Origin of the sequence: Chitinophaga sp. 22620 (assembly GCF_052044405.1) — a bacterium.
GTDB lineage: Bacteria > Bacteroidota > Bacteroidia > Chitinophagales > Chitinophagaceae > Chitinophaga.
In genome coordinates this window covers 608,046-629,691 of sequence record NZ_JBQEMV010000001.1, presented here as the reverse complement: position 1 = coordinate 629,691, position 21,646 = coordinate 608,046, and the positions used below count along the sequence as shown (strand labels likewise).

The window sequence follows — 21,646 nt, the reverse complement described above, 5'->3', positions numbered from 1 at the left end:
GGCTTATCCCAGGAAAGGCACCTTCACAACTTTCGCTTTCAGGAGCTTATCGCGCACTGCAATATATATCTCTGAATCGAGGGTTGCAAAGGCTGTTTTAACATATCCCAGCCCGATGGCCTTTTGAAGGGAGGGAGACTGGGTGCCGGAGGTAACCCTTCCGATGGTATTGCCTGCCGCGTCTTTGATCTCGTAATCGTGGCGGGGAATCCCTTTGTCGATCATCTCAAAGCCTACCAGTTTCTGCTGAATGCCTTCCGCCTTCAGCTTTTCCATGATGGGGCGGGCGGTGAAGTCTTTGGTGAATTTGGTGATCCAGCCAAGACCTGCTTCCAGCGGGCTGGTACGGTCGTCGATGTCGTTGCCGTAGAGGCAGAAGCCCATTTCCAGGCGGAGCGTGTCCCTGGCGCCCAGCCCGATGGGCTTGATGCCTTTGGAAGCGCCCGCGGCAAAAATGGCGTCCCAGATCTTGTCCGCCGCGCCGTCCTTATCTTCAAAATATATCTCGATGCCGCCCGCGCCGGTATAACCCGTGGCGCTGATCAGCACGTTTTCCACCCCGGCAAAGGTGCCTTTTACGAAGGTGTAATATTTCAGGTTCACGATATCTTTATCGGTAAGGCTTTGCAGCGCGCTGGTGGTGTTAGGCCCCTGGATAGCCAGCAGGCAGGTTTTATCCGAAATATCATGCATTTCAGCGCCCTTTGTGTTGAAGCGGCTGATCCAGTTCCAGTCTTTCTCGATATTGCTCGCATTCACCACCAGCATGTACACTTTATTTTCCTCGATACAATATACCAGCAGATCGTCCACAATACCGCCCTCCTCGTTCGGCAGGCTGCTGTACTGGGCCTTACCGGCGGTGAGCTTGGATGCATCGTTGGTGGTTACACGCTGGATGAGGTCCAGGGCGTTTTCGCCTTTGAGAATGAATTCGCCCATATGGCTCACGTCAAACACTCCCACACTGTTCCGCACTGCTGCATGTTCGTCGTTGATACCTGTGTAGGAAATAGGCATGTTGTAGCCCGCAAAAGAGGCCATTTTGGCGCCCAGCGCAATGTGTTTGTGTGTAAACGGCGTGTTTTTCATTGAGTAAAATGTTTCTGTTTTGTTGTAACCTGTTCAGAGTGCGGCAAATTTAGCATATAATTTGAGTATTAAACAAAGAGGGGGGCGGGGACAGACAATCCTGTGATAATTACAGCGTTTGATCACCGATTCCCTATTTTTGTCACCAAATTCCCCTTGCAGTGAAAAAGATCTACCTGTTACTGCCGCTTGTTTCCATTGCGATGGCGGCGTATCCGCAGAAGAAAGCAGACCGCAAAACCATCGGAAACCTGCAAACCCATGTAACGTACCTCTCTTCAGACAAGCTGGAGGGCAGGCGCACCGGCACTCCCGGCGAGCGGCTGGCCGCTACCTATATTGCAGAACAGATGAAGCTTGCCGGCCTCAGCCCGAAAGGGGACGATGGCTACCTGCAAACCTTCACCGTGAGGGAAGGGAAAGAACCCGGGAACGCCACCAAACTGACGATCAATCATAAAGCTTTGCCCGCAGATCAATACCTGCCGCTGCCTTTTTCGGCTACCAAAGCCGCTAAAGGAGAAGTGCTGCCGGGCGTGAACGAGCCGGACAACGTATGGCTCATCAATGTTAAGGCCTCGGAAGACGAGATCAATCCTCACGGCTCCCCGCTTGAATTTTATCAGAAAAAAACCAAAGAAGCCAAACAGAACGGCGCTACCGGCATCGTGTTCTTCAACGGCCCGGAAGATTTCCGCACCGTGAGCCGCTGGCTGGACGGGAAAGAAGAAGCGCCGCTCGCCATCCCCGCCATCTGGGTGGGGCCGGAAGCCAGCAAAACCTTGTCCGCAGACGATGCGAATGGTTTCCAGCTGGACCTCCAGGTGGATTTTAAACCCAGCAAGCGCACCGGTACCAATGTGGTGGGCTATATAGATAACGGCGCCGCCAATACGGTGGTGCTGGGCGCGCACTACGACCACCTGGGATACGGCGAGGACCATAATTCACTGGCTCCAGGCGAAAAGGCCATTCATAACGGGGCTGACGACAATGCGAGCGGTACCGCCGCACTTATTGAGCTGGGCAGGCTCCTGAAAGTGTCGAAGCTGAAAAATAACAATTATTTATTCGTGGCTTTTTCCGGTGAAGAGCTGGGCCTATTCGGCAGCAAATATTTCACCGAACATTCCGCTGTGCCCGCAACCAGCTTTAATTACATGGTGAATATGGATATGGTGGGCCGCCTCACCAAAGAAAAAGGGCTCCAGATAGGCGGCACCGGCACTTCCCCCACCTGGGGCGCCGTGCTGAAATCCGCCGTTCCCCCGGCCCTGAAAGTAAGTTATGATTCCTCCGGCACCGGCCCCTCCGACCATACATCGTTCTACCGTAAAGACGTTCCCGTCCTGTTTTTCTTCACCGGCACCCACACCGATTACCACAAACCCGGCGACGATGCGGACAAGATCAACTACGAAGGCGGCCTTACCGTCGTGAAGCTGGTATACGATATCATAGAAAAAACCAACAACAGCCCCAAACTCGCCTTTACCAAAACCCGCGAGCAGCAAATGGGCAGCAGCGCCCGTTTCTCCGTAACCCTCGGCATTATGCCGGACTACACCTGGACGAAAGGCGGCGTAAAAGTAGATGGCGTAACCGATGGAAAGCCCGCCGGAAAAGCCGGCATCCTCACCGGCGACCTCATCACCCAGCTGGGCGATTACCCCGTTTCTGACATCGAAACGTATATGAACGCGCTGGGAAAATTTAAAGCCGGCGACAAAACCACCGTGAAAGTAAAGCGCGGCGCTGCCGATAAAGTATTTGATATCAGTTTTTAATCGTGGTTTTTATAACTTGCAGCATGCGTTATATCATCTTTACGCTGGCCCTGTTGGCCGCTGCTTCGTGTAACCCTGTCCGTGAAAAGACAGATACCACTAATTATGATGTGATAGATGCGAAATGTTACGTGCTGCGCGAGCATCCCATCCGTACGGACAGTGCCGCGAATGCAAGCCGTGACAGTATTGTGAGCTTCCTGGAAGCGAATGACTATAAAGCGAGGTATATCAGGAAAGACAGCCTGATGTTCCGCCGCGCGAACGGTTTACAGGTTGAAATTGTGCTGCCAGCCCCCGCAGATGCCTGGGAATCCGGAACCATAATTGTTTTTGATCCACAGAAAAATCCGCTCTTCGTGAACCTGCATAAAGGAACATCGCAGGTAAAACAATATGTAAGCGGTCAATGAATCCCTAAAATTTTATCCCTTGCCAGTCCATCAACATATCAGGGTGACGGCAGATGCCGTAGTACTGCGATTTACATCAAAAGAAGGAATGATGGTGCTGCTCAGCAAACGCAGCATCCCGCCGCATATTTTCAAGTGGGGGCTTCCGGGCGGGTTTGTGCAGAACGACGAACCGCTTGAAGAAGCCGTGCACCGCGAGATCCGCGACGAAACCGGGCTGAAGGTAAATTACCTGGAGCAGATGCGCACCTGGGGCCACCCGGACCGCGACCCCCGCGGGCGCATCCTTTGCGTGGCGCACCTGGGGCTGGTGAAGCCTTCCGCGTCCAGGATCATTTTAGGAGCGGGGAACAAGGAAGCCCGCTGGTATCCTGTAAAAGAGCTCCCGGCCACGGCATTCGACCATGCCGAAGTGATTGCAGGCGCCATCGAACACCTGCGCACGCGTTTACGCTCCGAGCCACTGGCGTTTGAGCTGCTGGATCAGAAATTTCCCGTTTCAGAGCTGGAAAAACTCTATGAATGGGTCTATAACCGGCAGATCGACCGGCGGAACTTCCAGAAAAAAATGCATACCCTTGGGTTGCTGGCTGTTCAGCAGGAAAAAATGAAACACCCTTTACAAGGCCGTCCTGCTCAATTATATAGCTTCAACCGGCAAAAATTTGCAGAACTGAAGGAAAAAAGCGGCTATATCGAGATTTTCTCCTAATAAATTGATAATCAGTTTTTGCATGTTTTTTACACAAAAAACATATTTACTTTAAGTAAAATATCAAAAAAATGTGTAAAAAGTACGCGAATAGGGTTATGCATAATGCTAAACGCTTATCCGTATTGAGTTTCATGGTGTTGGCGGGAAAGCGATGCGTATAAGTTCATGTCGAAGCATTAAATTCGTAAAGAACAACCCTCGCTGCATATGGAGAATCTCATTTTACTGGCAGACGCGTACAAATATTCCCATCATAAGCTTTACGTTCCGGGCACTTCACTCATCTATTCCTACCTGGAGAGCAGGGGCGGCCGGTTTGAAGAAACGGTTTTTTACGGCCTGCAATATTTCCTGAAAGCATACCTGGAAGGTCCGGTGATCACCGCGGAAAAGATCCGCGAGGCGGGGGAGATGCTGCCTGAAGTATTTGGCCGCAGCGATGTGTACGATGCTTCCCGGTTTGAATATATCCTTTCGGAACATGGCGGATATTTGCCCGTGAAGATCCGCGCCGTGCCGGAAGGAACGGTAGTGCCGGTGAAAAACGTGCTGATGACCATCGAAAACACGGACCCCGCTTGTTACTGGCTCACCAATTTCCTGGAAACGCTGCTCATGCAGGTGTGGTACCCCTGCACCGTGGCCACGCTGTCGCGGGAGATCAAAAAAGTGGTGACGCAGTATTACCGGGCCACGGCCAGCGAGGCCTCTTTCGCCGGAATCGATTTTGTGCTGAATGATTTTGGTTTTCGCGGGGCCAGTTCCGTGGAGGGCGCGGGCATCGGCGGGAGCGCGCACCTCGTCAATTTCAGCGGCAGCGACACATTGGTGGCATCCACTTTTGCCAAAAGATATTATCATGCCGCCTCCGCGCCGGGGCTGTCCATCCCGGCTACGGAACATTCCATTGTTACGTTGCTGGGGGAAGAAGGCGAAGCGGCTATTTTCAAACATGTGCTGGATACGTTCCCCGAAGGCACGATCGCCTGCGTGTCGGACTCCTACAATATCTTCCGCGCCTGTTCCGAATACTGGGGCACGCAGCTGAAGGAGCAGGTACTGGCGCGGAAGGGTACCCTGGTGATCCGTCCTGATTCCGGCGACCCGGTGCGCACCCTGCTGGAAGTGTTCAGCATCCTGATGGACAAATTCGGCTTCACCCTCAACGAAAAAGGATACAAGGTGCTGCCGCCGCAGGTGCGGGTGATACAGGGAGACGGCATCAGTTATACTTCCATCCCCGAAATATACGAGGCGCTGAAACAGGCAGGCGTAAGCGCGGAGAACCTTGTACTGGGCATGGGCGGCGCGCTGCTGCAGCGCGTAAACCGCGATACGCAGGAATTTGCCCTCAAATGTTCTTACGCGGAAATAAACGGCAAAAGCGTGGACGTATCTAAATCGCCCGTGGAAATGGATGCAGCGGGTAATCTCCGCACTTCCTTTAAAAAGTCGAAAGCCGGGAAACTTAAGCTGGTAAAGGATACGGATGGATTCAAAACCCTGCCGGCCGGGGAAAGGCCCGATGCGGAAGATTTGTTGCAGACCGTGTTTGAGAACGGGAAAGTAGTAAAAGACCAGCGGTTTGAGGAAATCCGTAAATTAGCTGTACTATAAAATCTCCCCCTGTGAAACGATTCTTATCCCGCCCCGACATACAGCTTGTCCTGATCGTATTGTGCTGCCTGGCAGCGGGTGCTGTTGCAAAGCATTACGCGGTAGACGTTCATCTGCACGACACCTATTATGTGCTCAGCCTTTTTTCTCTCGCTGTTATTTTTGCTTTCCTGGTTATGCCGGAGGCCGGTATCTATACGCTCACGGCGAAGTTCAGGCAATGGCGATGGCTGCATATCCTGCATGTGGCTAGTCTGGTTTGGGTAGCCATTTCGTTTGGCTTTTACAGTTATTTCGGCGGCTCTTTTAACACCGAACCAGGTACGCCGCGGATATACTATGACCTGGGCGGCTTTAGCATGCTGCAGGTATCCGGGCCTTTGCTGGTCTTTACTGTATTGGTTTTCCTGGCCGGGCAGGTTGGATTTCTGGTGAACATTATTGCCGGGTTTTACCGGGGCAGGAAAAGCGGGCCCAGGTGAGGATTACATCATTTTCGAAATAAATCTGATATCAAATGAAATACCTCTCCCGACCAGACATCCAGCTGTACCTCATCGCCATCCTGACATTCCTGGTGGGAACGCTTATAGTCTTTAATTCAGCGCAGGTCATTCACACGGGCGATACCTGGACCATCATTGAGGAAATGAAAACACCCCTGGAACTGGGTGCGTTCATCGGGCTGGAAGGTTTTTTATATGCCATCACACGACGGTTCCGGCAGTTGCGCTGGTTGCAGGTACTGCATGTGATCAGCATGGTTTTCCTGCCTGTTATTTTTTTCCTGTACATACAGCCTTCCATGCCCCGCCGCTATGTCGATTATGGCGACAACCAGCTTGACCCGAGCGGGAAACTGTTTGATGTCACAATGCTCATCGCCAGGCTGGTCTTTATCATCGGGCAGTTCGCTTTTATTGCGAACCTGATAACCGGCTTCCGCCGCGGCAGGAAGGGACCTCATCATAGCGAATCATTGGGAAAACCTTCCTCCGTTGCCGCCATCCAGATACTGGCTATCGGATCGGCTTTGCTTGCAGCGGGCATTCTCGACGAACTCTTCGGGGAAAGTCTTTTTCTGAGCGCGTTCAGGCCGGCCGTGGCCGTCAGCCTCCTGTTCATCTTCGAAGCGCTGATTTACGCACTGGCGGCTGATTTCAGGCAATGGCCGGTGTTGCAGCGCATTCATGTTTCCTGCTCCCTGGCGGCAGCCGTTTCAGCATTTTTATTCTATTATTCCTTGTCGCCTGCTTTTGCCAATGAGCTTTCAGTGGTAGTACTCTGGTTATTTCTGATCACATTTTTTGCGGGACAGATCGCTTTTATTGTCAACATTACCGCAGGCTTCATCCGCGGGCGGAAATCACATCTCCCTAACTAATGCTATTTTAACAAACATTTAGGTTAAAAAGCGGTAAACAGCACAATAACGCAGTACATTGCCGGTCGGAATATTTTTCGCATATTGCGCCCCTATGCGGAAAGCTTTATCAGCTCTATCATTGTGCGTGTTGGCAAGCTCTGGTTTAAAGGCGCAGGATTCACTCCTTGCCCATAGAAAAAACAGCTTCTTTCCTTTGCCTGTTCTCGGTTTTTCCCCGGAAAAAGGCCTGGAACTGGGCGTGGCGGCGCTTTACTCCTACTACGGCGACAAAAAGAACCCGTCGCCCTTTACCCGCAACTCCACCGCCAGCCTGCTCGCCACCTTCACCACCAACAAGCAGTTCAAGATAGACCTGCGTACGGACAACTGGACGAGGAACAATGACTGGCATATCAAAACCAATATCCGCTACCACGATTTCCCGGTCTATTTCTACGGCCTGGGCGATACCACGCATTATGCAGACCGTTCCCTCATAGGCAATCAGCGTTATAAATTACTGGCGGAGGCCGAAAGACGTATCACCAGCCACTTTTACGCGGGGCTGTCCGTCACTTACCAGCACGATGTGTTCACGCAGGACGAAAATAAAGGCATTTATCCTACTGAAAACCTCGTGGATAAAGACGGCGGCTATGCCACCTTCCTGGGCGTTACTGCCATTTACGACAACCGCGATAACCAGAACTACTGCACCCTGGGCACTTACGCCCGCCTGACCGTGGCTTACGCCCCGCAGTTCCTGAGCAAACATCCTTTGTGGCGCGTGGAAGCAAAGGCCAGCAAATTTTTTCGCATTTCACAACGCAGCACGCTGGGCCTGAACGGCTACGGGCAGTCGTTGCAGGGAAAAACCCTGCCGTTCTACCTGCTGCCAGAGATGGGCAACGACAATATCATGCGCGGGTACTATACCGGCCGCTACCGTGATCAGAATTACCTCGCCGCCCAGGCGGAATACCGCTATTACTTCGATCCGAAGATGCGTATCAATATGTGGTTCATAGACATGCAGCCCACCTTTGCCCTGGCGGCCTTCGCCGGCACAGGCACCGTATTTGCCAACCGCGATTTTGCGCTGGACCGGCTGAAACCCAACTACGGCCTGGGTGTCCGTTATTTTTACGACAAACATACCCGCCTCACTATAAGGCTGGATTACGGCTGGGGTGAAAAAAGACCGGGAGAGAAGCGGCAGAGCGGGTTTTACCTTTCCGTATCAGAGGCTTTCTAAAAAGTTCAGGGCATAAAAAAAGGCCGTCCCGGCAAAGCCGGACAGCCCGTATCTGGAGTAGGTTTGAATTAACGTTTTACGTACTTCACCATCGCGTAAAGGAACATTGCACCGAAAATGATGATGCAGAACCAGGCGCCGAAATGCCCGATCTTATTGCCGATCTCGTAAGTAGAGTTGAGTAATACATTCAACAGCATGATATACAGTTTTTAAATATTTCAGGGAGCAAGTTAGCGCATTATGCCGAAATAGACAATGAGTTTCCTCATTTCCTTCCCGTTAAAAATTTTCCGCCCCCGTTTCCTGCTGACACACCGCTGTCAATCCCCTGCATGATCTTTGTACCGTCACCCTTTAAACGCACCGATCATGAAAAACAAAGTTTGCTACCTGTTCGTCTTCAACGGCTATTCAGACTGGGAACCAGCCCTGGCGGCCGCTGCCCTGCAACAGTTCTCCCCATATGAAGTACGCCCCTTCTCCATAGACGGCAATGCTGTTATTTCCGCCGCCAACCTGCAGATCATCCCGCAGCTGTCCCTGGAGGAAGTGGAGGCAGACCTTGCAGACATCGTGATACTGCCCGGGGGCGCGGCCTGGGGTGAAGGCAGGAACCGCGAGATCTCCCCGTTCATCGTGGACATCCTCCGCAAAGGCAAGCTGCTGGCCGCGATCTGCGATGCCACACTGTACCTTGCGAGCGAAGGCATCCTGGACGATATTCCCCATACCAGCAACGACCTTGGCTTGCTGAAACAGGCGGTTCCGGAATATAAAGGCGAAGCAAATTATGTTGCCAAACCGGCGGTAACGGCCGGCCAGGTGATCACTGCAAATGGCACCGCCGGTACGGCTTTCGCGCATGCGGTCGTTTCTAAGCTGGGGCTGTTAGAGAACAAAGAATTTGCTTTCTGGTTCGGCTTTTTCCACAAACCGGAATTCCAGCACCTATGGCACGAGTAGCTTTCTGAAAGCACATGAAAAAGGAAGGCGGCAGGCCTTCCTCAGGAAAATTATCTTCAGCGCGGAGCGGATCATTTTGCATTTTCTTTCTGCATCACTTCCACCAGCTTATATTCATAGGCGCCTATGTCCTGGATCTTCGGATCGCGGGGGATGCGGTTTACTTTGAGCTTGTAGATATTCCCCTTTTCGAAAGTAAACCCTTCAATGGGCTCCATCAGCTTGTTCCATGGCTCATTTGCAGGCACCATCATTTTATCGCCGTACTGCACCTGGTAACATTTTGTTTTGCCGAAACCCGGGCCGCGGTCGCATTCTTCTTCTCCTTTCACCCATACGATCAGTTCCTTATTGCCGGGAGCGGGTTTTTCTTTTCTCACCAGCGTAAGCCCGTCCGTACCATAATCGCTGCCGGTATAACGGAGGCTTTCTCCTTCCTGCTGGAAAGTGAGCGTGTCTTTCTCCGGGTTGCCGCTGCCAACGGTTACCAGGGTCATGAATATCCTTCCGCTGTCCTGCAAGGTCCAGTTGCCGATCTGTACTATTTCGGGAGTGGCGTTCATATAATCCGTCGTCATTTCCGCATCGTTGGTGGGGCGCAGGCTGAGCGTGATGTGCCTGCCAGGGCTGGAAGCTGCAGCCAGGCTGGCTTCGTAATAACCTTCCGGCGGCGAGGTTTGCGTTACCTCCGTGCTGTCTGTTGCATTGGCTTTCGGATTATTCCGGCAGGCCGCGAAGGCGAGCGCTCCCGCAAGCATCAGGATATGGTGCTGTTTCATGAGATCGTTTTACAGGATAACAAACGAAAAGCATTTGTGTTGATCCTCCATTATTATTCCCTCATCATTTAAGAAAGACAAAAACAATTGTGTGAGGCTGCCCATTATTGCTCTGTAACCGTTATCAATAAAGGGCTTTCATAAATAACGCCGGGCGAAACCATTTTTTCGTCCAGCGGAATATTATTGCCATAACGTTCTTTCATCGTGGCTTTCACAAGCGGATGGCTGAGATCATATTCGCGCATGGGTTTAAGCTGCCCTACTTCAAGGCCCGTCGTGGAATGATAGATCTTCCATACCAGTTCAGAGCAATATATCCGCTCGTCTGACCATCCAAAGTAGCTGTCATAGTCCTTCCCGAGATATTTTTTTCCTTCTTCCTTCATGCTGGTGATCACGTCCGGCGTTATGAGTGAATCGGCTTTGAGGCGCTTTACTGCGTAGTGCCGGTTGTTGCGCATGGTCCACTCTTCGAAGGTGGTAACGCTCACGGGCTGCACGGCTTCAAACACCATCCAGCGGCCGTTTTCCATGAAGAGCAGGCCGCAGTGGCTGAATTTGGAATGCGTGGCCAGCTCAATGGCCTTGCATTGCGGGGAAATATTGGTCTGGAAAATAATGTCGCCTTCCCGCAGGTCTTTCTTTTGGGAAAAAACCACCGTGCTGATGAGGCTGGCCGCGAATGCGATTAAGTGTTTTAAAGCGGGCATAAAAAATAATTTATAGCACTATGAAATCTATCACGAGGCTGCTTACCGAACCGTCTTCCGCAATGCCCCAGTAAGCAGGGTAAATGCCGTCCCCATACCCGGTGTGGAACATGATCACGTTCAGCTGCGGGTGGGTGGGCAGGTAAAAATTATAACAGAGTTGTTCTTCCCCGCGCGCTTTCCGCGCGAAGGCCCTGGTGAAAAGCGAATCGTAAATATTTCCTCCCGGGTTGTCTTTAAAGAAACGCTCCAGGTAGTTGTTGTAGTGCTTCTGCGTATGCGCATCGCAGATGCAGCCGATGCCCGCGTCCGCCGTGAAGCCGGAGAAGCTGCCGCGCCTGTGTGCCAGGCGGTCGCTTTGGCCGGGGAGCACAGCCAGCTCAAACTTCACCGGCTTCTGGTCTGCAAATTTCACCAGCAGCAAGGCATTGCGCCTGCGGAAGCCGGACCGCGCCAGCAGCATGGTGGCTGGGTATTCGCCGGGCGGCACTTTCCGCGTGAACGGGAATGCGTTGTGCAGGCCCAGCAGCGGATCGCAGGCTACAACAAAACCTCCCGGCAGGTGAAGCTTGCCGATGTACCATTTTTCCAGCGGCATACCGCCTGCCTCATTCATCGCAAAGAACTTGCAAAAGTCGCGGTGGGCGGGCAGCGGCGTTTTTTCGCGGCGCCGGGTCCATATCTTTTTCAGGAACTTCATCCGGCGCGGTTAATGCATGCAGCCCATATACACTTCGGTTTTCATTACCCAGGCGCCCTGGTATTGTTTGCGGATCAGCGCCAACATTGAGTCCGCTCCTCTTTTTTCTGCAAACAGGCCTGCTACAGCCGCTAGCATGCGGGAAGAAGTATCTCTCCGCCGGTAAGCGTCCAGGTATTCGATACTTCCGGCCGGCGTCATTTCGCGGCGGGGAAAATAAGCGCCCGCCCACATCTCATCCGCATCGTCTTCCGGGAGTATCAGGCTGTCTTTCTCCACATTGTAATACCTGCCGAAAGTGTCTATCTCCTGCCCGGTGATGTGTTTCACATCTTCCAATATGCCACGGAGCGTGTAATAATCCGTTCCCGTATCGGCCACCACCAGATAACATTCCTCCCATAAATCCTCTTCTGGGACCTCATTGAGCACGGAGTCTTTTGTTAAGACGAACGTGTCAACCAAAGGTTCCGGCTGTTGCGCGGATACTTTTGCAGGGGCGGACTGCCCGCATGAAGCAATTATTAACAACAACGGGAACAACCATGTGCTCACAGGAAGGACAGTAACAGTTGATTTCATTAATATTGTTTTTAAATAATATAACGGCGAATAAAAATACGACCAATGTTCTGAAGAACGGAATTCCCCTGCCTGAAATCTCTACTTTCGCATGACATATAAATTTTTACATTATATCAATAATTTATATATTTGATTTATTATCAAAAGTCTTATTGCCGGAAGCGGCGATTTTAGCCTATGCCGATTATATCGATTTTACTTCCGGCGCCTGTGAAAACGATTTACAATTCATTAACGTTCAATACGTTAACAGGAATTTTGCATAACGGAAGGAGCAGAATCCGGGATTGGTGAATACCTTTGCAGCGTTCCTGCCATACTTATGATCGCCATTAAAAGATCATCCTGCCCCAGATCCTGATTTTACCCGTAGCCTTCCGAAAGCCGACTTTATTGTTCACGCTTTAATCATTAAAAGACAATGATCTTGCGATTCGTACGTCCCGCAACAGGGGCCGCCGTATGCATATGGCTACTTATGTGCGTAGCCTGCAACAAAGAACCATTAACCGTTTACACAGCGCCTCCGCCTGAACCCATTGGTGATACCACGTTCGTAATGAACAACCCGGTTGATGCCGCCCTGCTGCTATCTCTCGTGAACGACGTGCGGGCCAAAGGCTGCCAGTGCGGAGACACGTTCATGGCCCCGGCGCCGCCCATCCGCTGGAATAAAGCGCTGGAACGCGCCGCATACCTGCACAGCCAGGATATGGACAAAAATAAATACTTCTCCCACAACGACCTCCTGGGCAATACCGCCGGCAAACGCATCAGCCGCATGGGCTATCCCTGGCTGGCCTGGGGTGAGAACATTGCGCTGGGCATACTCACTGAAAAGACCCTGGTTGAAGGCTTCACCAAAAGCGTTGTCCATTGCAAGGTACTGATGAGCAGCAAATTCACTGAAATGGGCGTGGCAAAGGCCGGCAACTTCTGGAGCCAGGAAATGGCCAGTCCAAAACCAGGCCACTAGCCCCGCCTGCATTATTTCCGCAGCAGCATGACAAACGAAGGATCATACTATATTGATCTTTAATTTGTTATTTTCGTTAACATATTTTTTGCAAGCCCCATGCTTGTTTTCGGGGAGTACGCTTTACCTTTGGTTCCAGAATAACTCTTAACCCTTTCCTCTGAAAAAGCCAACGTGCTTTAACCTCCTTCCTATTAAGAACCCAGTACCTATTGTTTTATAATTAACTGGGAAATAATGTCATTAAAATTTGTTCGTTTTGTACCCTTATTAGTAACTATCAGCTTGTTTCTGGCGTCTTGCGGTAAAGAAGACCTCGTGCAGCCTGAAGACAAAGAGGAAGAAATTACTAATCCCGGCTCTGTGGATGTGGTGGAAAATAATGTGAACAAGAACCTGCTGCTGGAACTGGTGAATAATGTACGCGCCAAAGGCTGCAACTGCAATGGCACCTGGATGCCGCCCGTTGCCCCCGTTAAATGGAACGTACTGCTGGAGCTGGCTGCCGTTAAGCACAGCGTGGATATGAAAGCCAAAAAATACTTTGCGCATAACAGTCCTTCAGGCTCCACCCCGCAATCCCGCATCAAAGCGGCCGGGTTCAGTTATTCACTGATGGGAGAGAACATTGCCAGCGGGCCTTCCAAAGAAGAAACGGTGATCAGCGGTTGGCTGGGAAGCGAAGGCCATTGTAAGAATATCATGAACGCAGGCTTCCAGGAAATGGGAGTAGGCCGCGCAGATAACCTGTGGACGCAGGTTTTCGGCACTTCAAAATAAACAATGCTGCTCATGGCGGGGGCATCTTCCTCCGCCATACCCGCCAAAGGAAATAGATGTAAGCCCCGAGGCTCAGCACGAACCAGCCATAAAAAATGGTCATCCTGAGCGGGGTAGATTCCTCAGGAACCCCAAACCCCAGGTATAGTCCAAAGAAAATATTGATCAGCATCCAGAACATGCCGATGAACACGGTGCGGATGATCTTCGTGAAAAACTGCATCAGCTGCCAGTCAAACTGGTCTTTACTTTCGTCCTGGTCTTTCTGTTCGTCCATAGTTAAAGTTACGGAATACAAAGATTCACCAGCTCCGAACTGTCGCCGCGGAACACATTAAAATCAACCGTGGTGCGGATTCCGTTCACCCGGCCGATGTCGCTGTGCTGCCAGAACATCCAGTTGCGGGCGCTCCTCGGCTTGTCTTTCTGGTAATAATGCGCCACCCAGAGCGGGTATTCGTCGAATTCTTTCCCGAGGTAGGTTTCGTAGAAATGAATATTGGTGTAGATGATGGGTTTCACGCCGTAGGCCTTTTCCAGTTCTTCCAGCCAGATGCGGGCGGTGCTGCGGATCACGGCGGGCGGCTGGTTGTTGTGCACTTCAATATCCAGCACCGGCGGCAGGTCGCCGGATTCCAGCTGTACCACGTTCCTGAAGTTGATCGCCTGCTTCAGCGGGTCGCGGGTAGAATAGAAGAAATGATACGCCCCGCGGATAATCCCGGCGGCTTTGGCCTTTTCCCAGTTGCGTTTGAACGTGGCATCCTGTCGGCTGATCCCTTCGGTCGCTTTGATAAAAGCGAAGCTGATCTTGATTTTTTCCACCTGCATTTGCCGCACGGCCATCCAGTTCACATTCCCCTGGAACTTGGAGATGTCTATGCCGTGAATGGAATAATTAACGGGGATATCTATCCCGAATTCCTCGTACCGCACAAATTCAAGCGGCTCCTTATTCCGCAAAAGCCACCATGCACCGGCAATTGCGGCTGCTATCAGCATAAAAAAGAGGAAAATAAGGGGGCGGCGTACGCGTTTGGTTCTTGCCACGGTGGTGTTGAGCTTTTCTGTTCTCCTTAAAAATCAACAGCAAGTATAGGGCAATTTTTTGTGCTGTGCATGAAAGGCCATATTGTTGTCGTAAATTTATGATCCTAAAGAGGCCCGATTTATGCCGAAACCGAACCTGAATGATGCATTGAACTTCCTTTCCAAATTCACGCTGCGCCGCGGCTGGAACGCGGGAAAGGTGCTGGGAAGCTACTACTGGAGCAAATGGCGGAAAAAACCCATTCAATGGGGATTGCCCATTTCCATCTCCTTTGAGCCCACCACATCCTGCAACCTGCGCTGCCCCGAATGCCCGAGCGGGCTGAGGGCGTTCACCAGGCCAACGGGCATGCTGGAGAATGAATTCTTCCGCAAAACCATCGACGAGCTGCATAAAGAGCTGCTGTACCTCATCTTTTATTTCCAGGGCGAGCCTTACCTCAACACCGCTTTCCTGGACATGGTGAAGTACGCTTCCTCCAAGGGCATTTACACCGCCACCTCCACCAACGCCCATTACCTAACGGACGCGAATGCACGTAAAACCGTGGAAAGCGGGCTTGACAGGCTGATCATTTCCATAGACGGCACCACGCAGGACGTGTACACGCAATACCGCGTGGGCGGGCATCTGGACAAAGTGATCGCCGGGGCAAAGAATATCGTGAAATGGAAAAAAGAACTGAATTCAAAGAAACCCTTCGTTTTCTTCCAGTTCCTGGTCGTGAAGCCGAACGAGCACCAGATAGAGGACATCAAAAAGCTGGCAGCGGAGATCGGGGTGGATGAAGTGCGTTTTAAAACTGCGCAGGTATACGATTACGAGGAAGGCAACCGCCTGATACCCACTATCGACAAATATTCCCGTTACCATAAGAACGACGACGGCACTTATTCCATCAAAAACAGGCTCAGCGACCACTGCTGGCGGCTCTGGCATTCACCGGTGATCACCTGGGACGGGCTCGTGGTGCCTTGTTGTTTTGATAAAGATGCTACGCACCGCCTCGGCAACCTGAAGGAATCCAGCTTCAAAACGCTGTGGCATAATGATAACTACGTGCGCTTCCGCTCCCAGATCATCAAGGGGCGCAAGCATATCGATATCTGCGCTAACTGCAGCGAGGGTACGAAAGTGTGGGGATAGGGCTATTCTTCGGGACTTGTTTTCGTTTTATTGGCTTCCGCTTTGCGGCGGTGCCGCTTGTTCTTGATATTATTGAACAGTTTGATGCCGAAGCGCACCGCAACGAATTCCAGCGCGGTGAGCGCGGCCTTGGTGAGCACCGATTTTGCGGAACCGCTCTGCCAGAGGGTTTTGGCCATTCCGCCGAGGAAGCCCATGGCGCCGCTGTTCGCAATGCCCGGCACTACGGAATTGACCGCCATCTTTTTGTAATTCCCTTTAAGATGGTCTATGCGGCTGCCCAGCTGATTTTCCAGCCGGCGGCTTTTTTGCTGGAGCCGCGCGATCTCATGATCCAGCATTGCCAGGTTCTTGACTTTAACTTTCGCCATGTGTAGGAAGGTAAAATTTAGTCATTGGATGCTTTTCTTTTTTCTTCCCTGCGCTCGTCGATCTTTTCTTCCATCTCCTCTATTTCCTCCACCAGCTCGACCGCGAGCATATTCGCCAGCGGGCGCTGGATGAGCCCCTTCCGGAAAAAGATCATCACCAGCAGCAGCACGATAAAGAAACCGGCGGCACAGGAAAACCCGAGGGTCATACTGCCCGTTTGTTCTCCTATCCAGAAACCAAGCACCATGCCGAGGAACACGACCACAAAAAAGAACAGCAGGAAAGCCATGATCAGCGAAAAGAATAAGCCCAACGCTTTCGACAGCTTTCCCGCTGCCTGCAATTTGATAAGGTCCAGCCGGGTTTCCAGGTATTCCCTGGCTACCTTGCCTGTTTCCGTAAAGTAATTGGAAAAGTTATCTTCCATGCATAATGATTTTAAGATGCTGAAATGGATATCAAGTTAATTCATTTTCCATAGCATCTTCGAACTGTTGCTTTTTTGCACGGAACTTATCCTTCAGTTTGTCCGTCTGGAATTTCAGCTTTCCAACCAGCTCTTCCTTTTTGTCGGAATTCAGGAAATAACCCACGGCTACGCCTACAGCGGCTCCTACAATAAAAGATACCACCGCTTTTGAACTTCTGCTCATAATCAAGAGTTTTAATAAAGTGAAAAGAAATCGGGTTTCAGGGAGTACGGGGTGCCCATTCAACTCCACAATTATGGTTACAAACTTTGTTCCACAATTGTTCAACTCCCCGGATAAAACACAAAAACAACATTATTGGCCCTTTTGCTAAATCTGGCAAACTTTGTGATCATCCTAAAATCCTGTAAATTATATTACACCCAGCAACCAAACTATGAGCCATCTCGACAATGAACGTTTAAAGCAGATCATTTTTCTCCTGATCCTGGCCTTCCTGGCCATTATCCTCTTCAAGGAGCTGTATGCCTTTTTACCGGGGTTCCTCGGCGCGGTCACCTTTTATGTGTTGTCCCGCAAATATATGTTCAGGCTGGTGGAGGTCCGCAAATGGCGAAAGAACTGGGCCGCGGCTACCATCATGATCCTGTCTTTCCTCATTATCCTCCTGCCCTTCGGGCTGCTGGTGAATATGCTCACTGCCAAGGTGGCCTACGCCATCAACCATTCTTCGGAGCTGATCAAAGGGCTTGAAAAAATAAACCAGCAGTTGCAGCAAAGCACAGGCTTCAACCTGATGACGGAAGCGCGGCTGCAAAAGATCCAGGAATACATCACCAATGTGCTGCCGGGCTTTGTGGGCGCCACTTTCAACACCCTCACCGCCGTAGCGATCATGTATTTTATACTGTATTTCATGCTGGTGAACGCGCGGGAAATGGAGGAAGCGCTGTATGAATACATCCCGCTGAAAGACGAGAACGTGGAGCTGCTGGGCGCCGAAATGAAGAACATGGTGGTGAGCAACGCCATCGGCATACCGCTCATAGCCCTTATCCAGGGCGTGATATCGCTCGTTGGCTACCTGATATTCGGCGTGCCGGAACCGGTGTTCTGGTTCGTGGTCACTTCTTTTACGGCCATGCTGCCTATTATCGGCGCGGCCGCTGTGTACGTGCCGATGGGCCTGTACATGCTGTCTGCCGGGCAAACCTGGCAGGGCATCGCCGTGCTGGCCTACGGCTTCGGCGTCGTGGGGTCCAGCGACAATATTTTCAGGATGATGCTGGCGCGCAAGATCGGGGACGTGCACCCGCTGATCACCATTTTTGGCGTGATCATCGGCGTGAGCCTGTTCGGCTTTATCGGCCTGATCTTCGGGCCGCTGCTCATATCGCTTTTCATCGTGCTGCTAAAGATCTACTCCAATGAATACCTTGTGAAAAAACGCGAGGTGAAGGTGGTGAAAACCGCTCACACCAAAGAAAAACAGATGAAAAAAACGGGGGAATAACTCCACAGATTGTTGATCAGCCTTTGTAATAATTATTTTCATTGATGTACCTCCAAACGGCATCGGGCACCATGTAGCGGATGCTTTTGCCTTCCTGTATCCATTTGCGGATGTTGCTGGAAGAAATGTCCAGCATGGGTGCGTCCACTATAGTGACCTTTGCCCCGAAAGTGTCCGTTACCGGGTGCTCCGGGCGGTTGTACACGTATATTTCATAGTTGTCCAGCAGCTGGCGGTAGTTCTTCCAGCGGGGAATGTTCTGGAAGCTGTCGCTGCCCATGATCACCACAAATTCCTGCGTGGGAAATTTTTCGGTCAGGTAGGTAAGGGTATCGATGGTGAAGGAAGGGCGGGGGAGGGAAAACTCGATATTGCTCACGCGCAGGCGGGGCTCGTCTTGTATGGCCATTTCGGCCAGGTGCAGGCGGTGATGTTCGTTGAGCAGGCTGGAGGAGGCTTTCAGCGGGTTATGGGGCGAAACCACCAGCCAAACCTTATCGAGGTCGGTATGATAAGCCATAAAATTGGCGATGATCATATGCCCGGTATGGATAGGATTAAATGATCCGAAGTATAAACCGATTTTCATGGTGGCAATATACCTAAAATTGTCCGCTCACTCCAACGGTTTGAAGTGTTCGAACACGTGCCCGCATTCACGGCAGTAGTGGATGGCCCGGCACAGCGTGCTCCCGAAAGGCGAGCGCAGGTAAGTGTTTTCGCTGTTGCAATGCGGGCAGGCGGTGTGCATGAGTATTTCCGCGTAGGCTTCACCGTTATGGATCTGCGGCGGCGCTATCCCGAAGTTCTTCAGCTTTTCTTTCGCGCTTTCCGCCATACGGTTGCTGTTCCAGTTCGCGTTTTTGTCTATTTCCACGGTCACGCTGGCGCCCAGCTCTTTTTCCACCGTGCTGCGGATGTTGTTGCGGATCAGCTCCACGGCGGGGCAGGCGGAAAAAGTGGGGATCATTTTAATGAGCACGGCCCCGTTTCCGGTGATCTCCACGTGGGTGATCATGCCCAGGTCCAGCACGTTCAGCACCGGGATCTCCGGGTCCATCACCTGTTCCAGGGCTTTGTATATCCTGTCTTCCGTTATCGTCATATGCATTGGTTACCAGACCGCTTCCGGGTCCATCCTGAAAACGTATCCCATTTCATCCAGCAGCGGCTGGAGATATTCTGTATGATATCCCTTACGGCCGCCATACGCGGGCGTTACAGCTTTTTCATCGGGCAGGTTCAGGCCGGCTACCGCCAGGATGTTGTAGATCCTGTCCATCCATTGTTCTTTCAGCGCGGCTTCACCGGCGTAAATTTTTTCCGCCATCAGCAATTGTTCCGCTTCCGGGGCAGGCTCAAAAATACCCAGCGCCAGCGGGAAACAGGTATTGAGTGCGCTCTGCATGCGGGCGTAACTTTCTTCCCCCGCCCGGCACAGCTGCGTGATCCAGGCGTTGGCGTGAAGGGTATGGTATTTTATCTCGCCTTTCAGCTTGCGCGCCAGCGGAACCAGCGGCTCAAAGGAGCTTTGCTGCAGCTGTTCCCAGCGGATGGCCTCCGCATGGTCGAACAGGAAATGCCGCATGAGACTGAAATCGTATTCGCCGTTGGGCATTTCCACGAGGTGGCAGCATTTGTATGCTTTCTCCCCCCGGAGAAACGCGAAGCGGTCCGGCTCCGTGCCCTGGAGGTTTTCGTGCAGGATGCGGTAAAGCGCCCAGGCGTGGCCTATTTTGTCCTGCGCCATGGAAGAAAATGCGATGTCTTCTTCCATGATCGGGCCGAGGCCGGTCCATTCCGAGTTGCGGTGACCCTGAACCAGGGCATCGTCTGCCATGGCGGTAAGCAGGTAACCGATGGCTTCATTCCTTGTCATTCGCGGATTTTTTAAACTTGTTGATCTTCTCCATAACCTTAAAGCCGCTGGCGTCGCGGTAAGTTTTTTCGAGGTTGTTGGCGAACATGTCCTCGTCTTCTGTATCGAAAGAAAGGATATCCGCGCTGCGCACTACCCAGAGGTTCACGCATTTTTTGCGGCGGGCAAATTGTTCTTTCGCGAAAACGAGCGCCAGCTGGGCGTTCGGAGCATGCACACAGCCTACGTGTTCGTGATGGGCGCCGCGTTTTTCCTGGTGGAAAACTTCAAAAACATTCCAGTTCTCTCCTTCCTGTACGGTAACGGGCTCCCCGCCGCTATTGAGTTTCAGGCGTTTTACGCGCGGGTCTAATGATTGGTTGTCCATGCTTGTATCTTTATGCAACCGGGGCGGTTGTTTTTTCTGTCGGGTTCATTAAAGCCTTGCGCACCCAGCGGCCGTGCTCTTCCGCCCATTTCCGCACGTCGAGCCTTTCTTTGTTGCAGGGGCCGCCGCCGTTGATGACCTTTTTGAACAGATCCCAGTCCGGGTCGGAATAAGACCATTTGCCGGTGGCCGGGTCTTTTACCAGGTTCTCGTCCGGCAGGGTAAGTCCGAGATCCCAGATCTTGGGCACATAGGTGTCCAGGAACTGGTTGCGCATATCGTCGTTGCTGGCCATTTTCACTTTCCATTGCATCAGCTTTTCGCTGTGCACGGACGCTTTGTCCGGCGGGCCGAAAAAGTGCATAATGGGCTGCCACCAGCGGTTGAGCGCATCCTGCACCATGGCGCGCTGCGCGGGCGTGCCGGTAGCGAGTTCAATAAATGCGTCGTGGCCTTGTTTCAGATGGAAGCTTTCTTCGTAGCAGATCCTTTCCAGGGCGCGGCAGTAGGGGCCGTAGGAGCCTTTGGCATTGGCCACCTGGTTCACTATGGCGGCGGCGTCTATCAGGAAGCCGATCACCGTAACGTCCGCCCAGGTTTCAGCAGGATAATTGAATACGTTGGAATATTTGGATTTACCGCTCAGCAGATCGTTGATCATGGCTTCGCGGCTTTTGCCGAGGGTTTCGGCGGCATTGTAAAGCAGCTGACCGTGGCCGATCTCGTCCTGCACTTTGGCGATAAGGGCGAGCTTACGTTTGAAGCCGGGCGCCCGGGTGATCCAGGTGCCTTCGGGCAGCGCGCCGATAATTTCGGAATGGGCATGCTGTTCTATCAGCCGGATAAGCTGCCTGCGGTATTCAGACGGCATCCAGTCCCCCGGTTCTATCTTTTCTCCCCGGGTAATGCGGGCTTCAAATTCGGCGAGCTTTTCCGGATCATCGTGCAATTGTTCTTCGTTCAACTGCCGTTTGTTCGGCTCGTCAAAGATATATCCACCTCCGTACATGGAATGATTGTTTTGGTAATCCTGTAAATTACTGAATTTTAGCCGTTCGCCCAATTCAGGATTCCTGCACCCACTGCGGATTTTAACAAACTTTTTTGCGGAGCTTGCGGCACATTTCCGATCTTTAATACAGC

General features: G+C 51.9%; 28 protein-coding genes. 12 read left to right on the top strand and 16 right to left on the bottom strand.

What is annotated here, in order from left to right; all coding sequences use genetic code 11:
- Positions 1-3: 3 nt before the first annotated feature.
- Positions 4-1,092, bottom strand: coding sequence for a glycine cleavage system aminomethyltransferase GcvT (gcvT, locus tag ACTJIK_RS02715; RefSeq protein WP_440644748.1), 1,089 nt, complete (start codon positions 1,090-1,092; stop codon positions 4-6).
- A gap of 161 nt (positions 1,093-1,253) precedes the next feature.
- On the opposite strand from gcvT, the gene ACTJIK_RS02710 reads away from it, so the two are divergent.
- The 7 genes from ACTJIK_RS02710 (at position 1,254) to ACTJIK_RS02680 (ending at position 8,245) form a co-directional block, all read left to right on the top strand.
- On the top strand, positions 1,254-2,879 hold the full coding sequence (locus tag ACTJIK_RS02710; protein ID WP_440644747.1) for a M28 family peptidase: 1,626 nt from the start codon (positions 1,254-1,256) through the stop codon (positions 2,877-2,879).
- A 23-nt stretch (positions 2,880-2,902) separates the two neighbouring features.
- On the top strand, positions 2,903-3,292 hold the full coding sequence (locus ACTJIK_RS02705) for a hypothetical protein (protein WP_440644746.1): 390 nt from the start codon (positions 2,903-2,905) through the stop codon (positions 3,290-3,292).
- A 19-nt stretch (positions 3,293-3,311) separates the two neighbouring features.
- Entirely contained in the window at positions 3,312-4,004 is a 693-nt protein-coding gene (locus tag ACTJIK_RS02700) for an NUDIX hydrolase (RefSeq protein WP_440644745.1), read from the top strand.
- 210 nt (positions 4,005-4,214) lie between these two features.
- Complete coding sequence (locus ACTJIK_RS02695) at positions 4,215-5,624, top strand: nicotinate phosphoribosyltransferase (protein WP_440644744.1); 1,410 nt, start codon at positions 4,215-4,217, stop codon at positions 5,622-5,624.
- Between the two features lie 11 nt (positions 5,625-5,635).
- Positions 5,636-6,106 carry a hypothetical protein gene (locus ACTJIK_RS02690; RefSeq protein WP_440644743.1) on the top strand — a complete coding sequence of 157 codons (471 nt, stop codon included), beginning with the start codon at positions 5,636-5,638 and terminating at the stop codon, positions 6,104-6,106.
- A 35-nt stretch (positions 6,107-6,141) separates the two neighbouring features.
- Positions 6,142-7,008, top strand: a complete 867-nt coding sequence (locus tag ACTJIK_RS02685; RefSeq protein ID WP_440644742.1) for a hypothetical protein — start codon at positions 6,142-6,144, stop codon at positions 7,006-7,008.
- 196 nt (positions 7,009-7,204) lie between these two features.
- Positions 7,205-8,245 carry a BamA/TamA family outer membrane protein gene (locus ACTJIK_RS02680; RefSeq protein ID WP_440644741.1) on the top strand — a complete coding sequence of 347 codons (1,041 nt, stop codon included), beginning with the start codon at positions 7,205-7,207 and terminating at the stop codon, positions 8,243-8,245.
- 68 nt (positions 8,246-8,313) lie between these two features.
- Here the strand turns inward: ACTJIK_RS02680 and ACTJIK_RS02675 are convergent, their stop codons facing one another.
- Positions 8,314-8,445 (bottom strand): hypothetical protein, encoded by a 132-nt coding sequence (locus tag ACTJIK_RS02675; protein WP_440644740.1) that lies wholly within the window; start codon positions 8,443-8,445, stop codon positions 8,314-8,316.
- 172 nt (positions 8,446-8,617) lie between these two features.
- Here ACTJIK_RS02675 and ACTJIK_RS02670 point away from each other — a divergent pair, with 172 nt between their 5' ends.
- Complete coding sequence (locus tag ACTJIK_RS02670) at positions 8,618-9,211, top strand: DJ-1/PfpI family protein (protein WP_440644739.1); 594 nt, start codon at positions 8,618-8,620, stop codon at positions 9,209-9,211.
- Between the two features lie 71 nt (positions 9,212-9,282).
- Here the strand turns inward: ACTJIK_RS02670 and ACTJIK_RS02665 are convergent, their stop codons facing one another.
- The 4 genes from ACTJIK_RS02665 to ACTJIK_RS02650 all read right to left on the bottom strand — a co-directional run bounded on the left by ACTJIK_RS02665 (position 9,283) and on the right by ACTJIK_RS02650 (position 11,835).
- Positions 9,283-9,990 (bottom strand): DUF4377 domain-containing protein, encoded by a 708-nt coding sequence (locus ACTJIK_RS02665; RefSeq protein ID WP_440644738.1) that lies wholly within the window; start codon positions 9,988-9,990, stop codon positions 9,283-9,285.
- A gap of 104 nt (positions 9,991-10,094) precedes the next feature.
- Positions 10,095-10,703, bottom strand: a complete 609-nt coding sequence (locus ACTJIK_RS02660) for a YiiX family permuted papain-like enzyme (RefSeq protein WP_440644737.1) — start codon at positions 10,701-10,703, stop codon at positions 10,095-10,097.
- Between the two features lie 10 nt (positions 10,704-10,713).
- Entirely contained in the window at positions 10,714-11,403 is a 690-nt protein-coding gene (locus ACTJIK_RS02655) for a DUF4241 domain-containing protein (protein ID WP_440644736.1), read from the bottom strand.
- A 9-nt stretch (positions 11,404-11,412) separates the two neighbouring features.
- Positions 11,413-11,835, bottom strand: a complete 423-nt coding sequence (locus ACTJIK_RS02650) for a hypothetical protein (protein ID WP_440644735.1) — start codon at positions 11,833-11,835, stop codon at positions 11,413-11,415.
- 712 nt (positions 11,836-12,547) lie between these two features.
- Between ACTJIK_RS02650 and ACTJIK_RS02645 the strand changes: the two genes are divergently transcribed.
- Both ACTJIK_RS02645 and ACTJIK_RS02640 read left to right on the top strand, forming a co-directional pair.
- Positions 12,548-12,964 (top strand): CAP domain-containing protein, encoded by a 417-nt coding sequence (locus tag ACTJIK_RS02645; protein ID WP_440644733.1) that lies wholly within the window; start codon positions 12,548-12,550, stop codon positions 12,962-12,964.
- Between the two features lie 285 nt (positions 12,965-13,249).
- Positions 13,250-13,744: a CAP domain-containing protein gene (locus tag ACTJIK_RS02640; RefSeq protein WP_440644732.1), complete on the top strand. Its 495-nt coding sequence runs from the start codon at positions 13,250-13,252 to the stop codon at positions 13,742-13,744.
- Positions 13,745-13,754: 10 nt separating this feature from the next.
- On the opposite strand, the gene ACTJIK_RS02635 is transcribed toward ACTJIK_RS02640, so the two are convergent.
- Positions 13,755-14,021 (bottom strand): hypothetical protein, encoded by a 267-nt coding sequence (locus ACTJIK_RS02635; protein ID WP_440644731.1) that lies wholly within the window; start codon positions 14,019-14,021, stop codon positions 13,755-13,757.
- Positions 14,022-14,029: 8 nt separating this feature from the next.
- A complete protein-coding gene (locus ACTJIK_RS02630) occupies positions 14,030-14,794 on the bottom strand; it encodes a glycoside hydrolase family 25 protein (protein ID WP_440644729.1) in 765 nt (254 codons plus the stop codon).
- A gap of 121 nt (positions 14,795-14,915) precedes the next feature.
- Here ACTJIK_RS02630 and ACTJIK_RS02625 point away from each other — a divergent pair, with 121 nt between their 5' ends.
- On the top strand, positions 14,916-15,941 hold the full coding sequence (locus tag ACTJIK_RS02625) for an SPASM domain-containing protein (RefSeq protein ID WP_440644727.1): 1,026 nt from the start codon (positions 14,916-14,918) through the stop codon (positions 15,939-15,941).
- Between the two features lie 2 nt (positions 15,942-15,943).
- Here the strand turns inward: ACTJIK_RS02625 and ACTJIK_RS02620 are convergent, their stop codons facing one another.
- Genes ACTJIK_RS02620 through ACTJIK_RS02610 form a run of 3 tightly spaced genes read right to left on the bottom strand, consistent with a single transcriptional unit; the run spans position 15,944 to position 16,966 of the window.
- Positions 15,944-16,312, bottom strand: a complete 369-nt coding sequence (locus ACTJIK_RS02620) for a hypothetical protein (protein ID WP_440644726.1) — start codon at positions 16,310-16,312, stop codon at positions 15,944-15,946.
- A gap of 17 nt (positions 16,313-16,329) precedes the next feature.
- A complete protein-coding gene (locus ACTJIK_RS02615; RefSeq protein WP_440644724.1) occupies positions 16,330-16,740 on the bottom strand; it encodes a hypothetical protein in 411 nt (136 codons plus the stop codon).
- Positions 16,741-16,771: 31 nt separating this feature from the next.
- Positions 16,772-16,966: a YtxH domain-containing protein gene (locus tag ACTJIK_RS02610; RefSeq protein ID WP_440644723.1), complete on the bottom strand. Its 195-nt coding sequence runs from the start codon at positions 16,964-16,966 to the stop codon at positions 16,772-16,774.
- Between the two features lie 214 nt (positions 16,967-17,180).
- Here ACTJIK_RS02610 and ACTJIK_RS02605 point away from each other — a divergent pair, with 214 nt between their 5' ends.
- Complete coding sequence (locus ACTJIK_RS02605; RefSeq protein WP_440644722.1) at positions 17,181-18,257, top strand: AI-2E family transporter; 1,077 nt, start codon at positions 17,181-17,183, stop codon at positions 18,255-18,257.
- 16 nt (positions 18,258-18,273) lie between these two features.
- Here the strand turns inward: ACTJIK_RS02605 and nadD are convergent, their stop codons facing one another.
- Genes nadD through paaA form a run of 5 tightly spaced genes read right to left on the bottom strand, consistent with a single transcriptional unit; the run spans position 18,274 to position 21,512 of the window.
- Positions 18,274-18,846 (bottom strand): nicotinate (nicotinamide) nucleotide adenylyltransferase, encoded by a 573-nt coding sequence (gene nadD / locus ACTJIK_RS02600; protein ID WP_440644721.1) that lies wholly within the window; start codon positions 18,844-18,846, stop codon positions 18,274-18,276.
- Positions 18,847-18,873: 27 nt separating this feature from the next.
- Positions 18,874-19,362 (bottom strand): 1,2-phenylacetyl-CoA epoxidase subunit PaaD, encoded by a 489-nt coding sequence (gene paaD / locus ACTJIK_RS02595; protein ID WP_440644720.1) that lies wholly within the window; start codon positions 19,360-19,362, stop codon positions 18,874-18,876.
- Between the two features lie 9 nt (positions 19,363-19,371).
- Positions 19,372-20,136: a 1,2-phenylacetyl-CoA epoxidase subunit PaaC gene (gene paaC / locus ACTJIK_RS02590; protein WP_440644719.1), complete on the bottom strand. Its 765-nt coding sequence runs from the start codon at positions 20,134-20,136 to the stop codon at positions 19,372-19,374.
- On the bottom strand, positions 20,123-20,503 hold the full coding sequence (locus tag ACTJIK_RS02585) for a hypothetical protein (protein ID WP_440644718.1): 381 nt from the start codon (positions 20,501-20,503) through the stop codon (positions 20,123-20,125). The genes paaC and ACTJIK_RS02585 overlap by 14 nt, the downstream gene beginning before the upstream one ends.
- Before the next feature lie 10 nt (positions 20,504-20,513).
- The gene (paaA, locus tag ACTJIK_RS02580; protein WP_440644717.1) at positions 20,514-21,512 is read right to left on the bottom strand and encodes a 1,2-phenylacetyl-CoA epoxidase subunit PaaA; all 999 of its coding nucleotides are present in this window, start codon (positions 21,510-21,512) and stop codon (positions 20,514-20,516) included.
- Between the last annotated feature and the right edge of the window lie 134 nt (positions 21,513-21,646).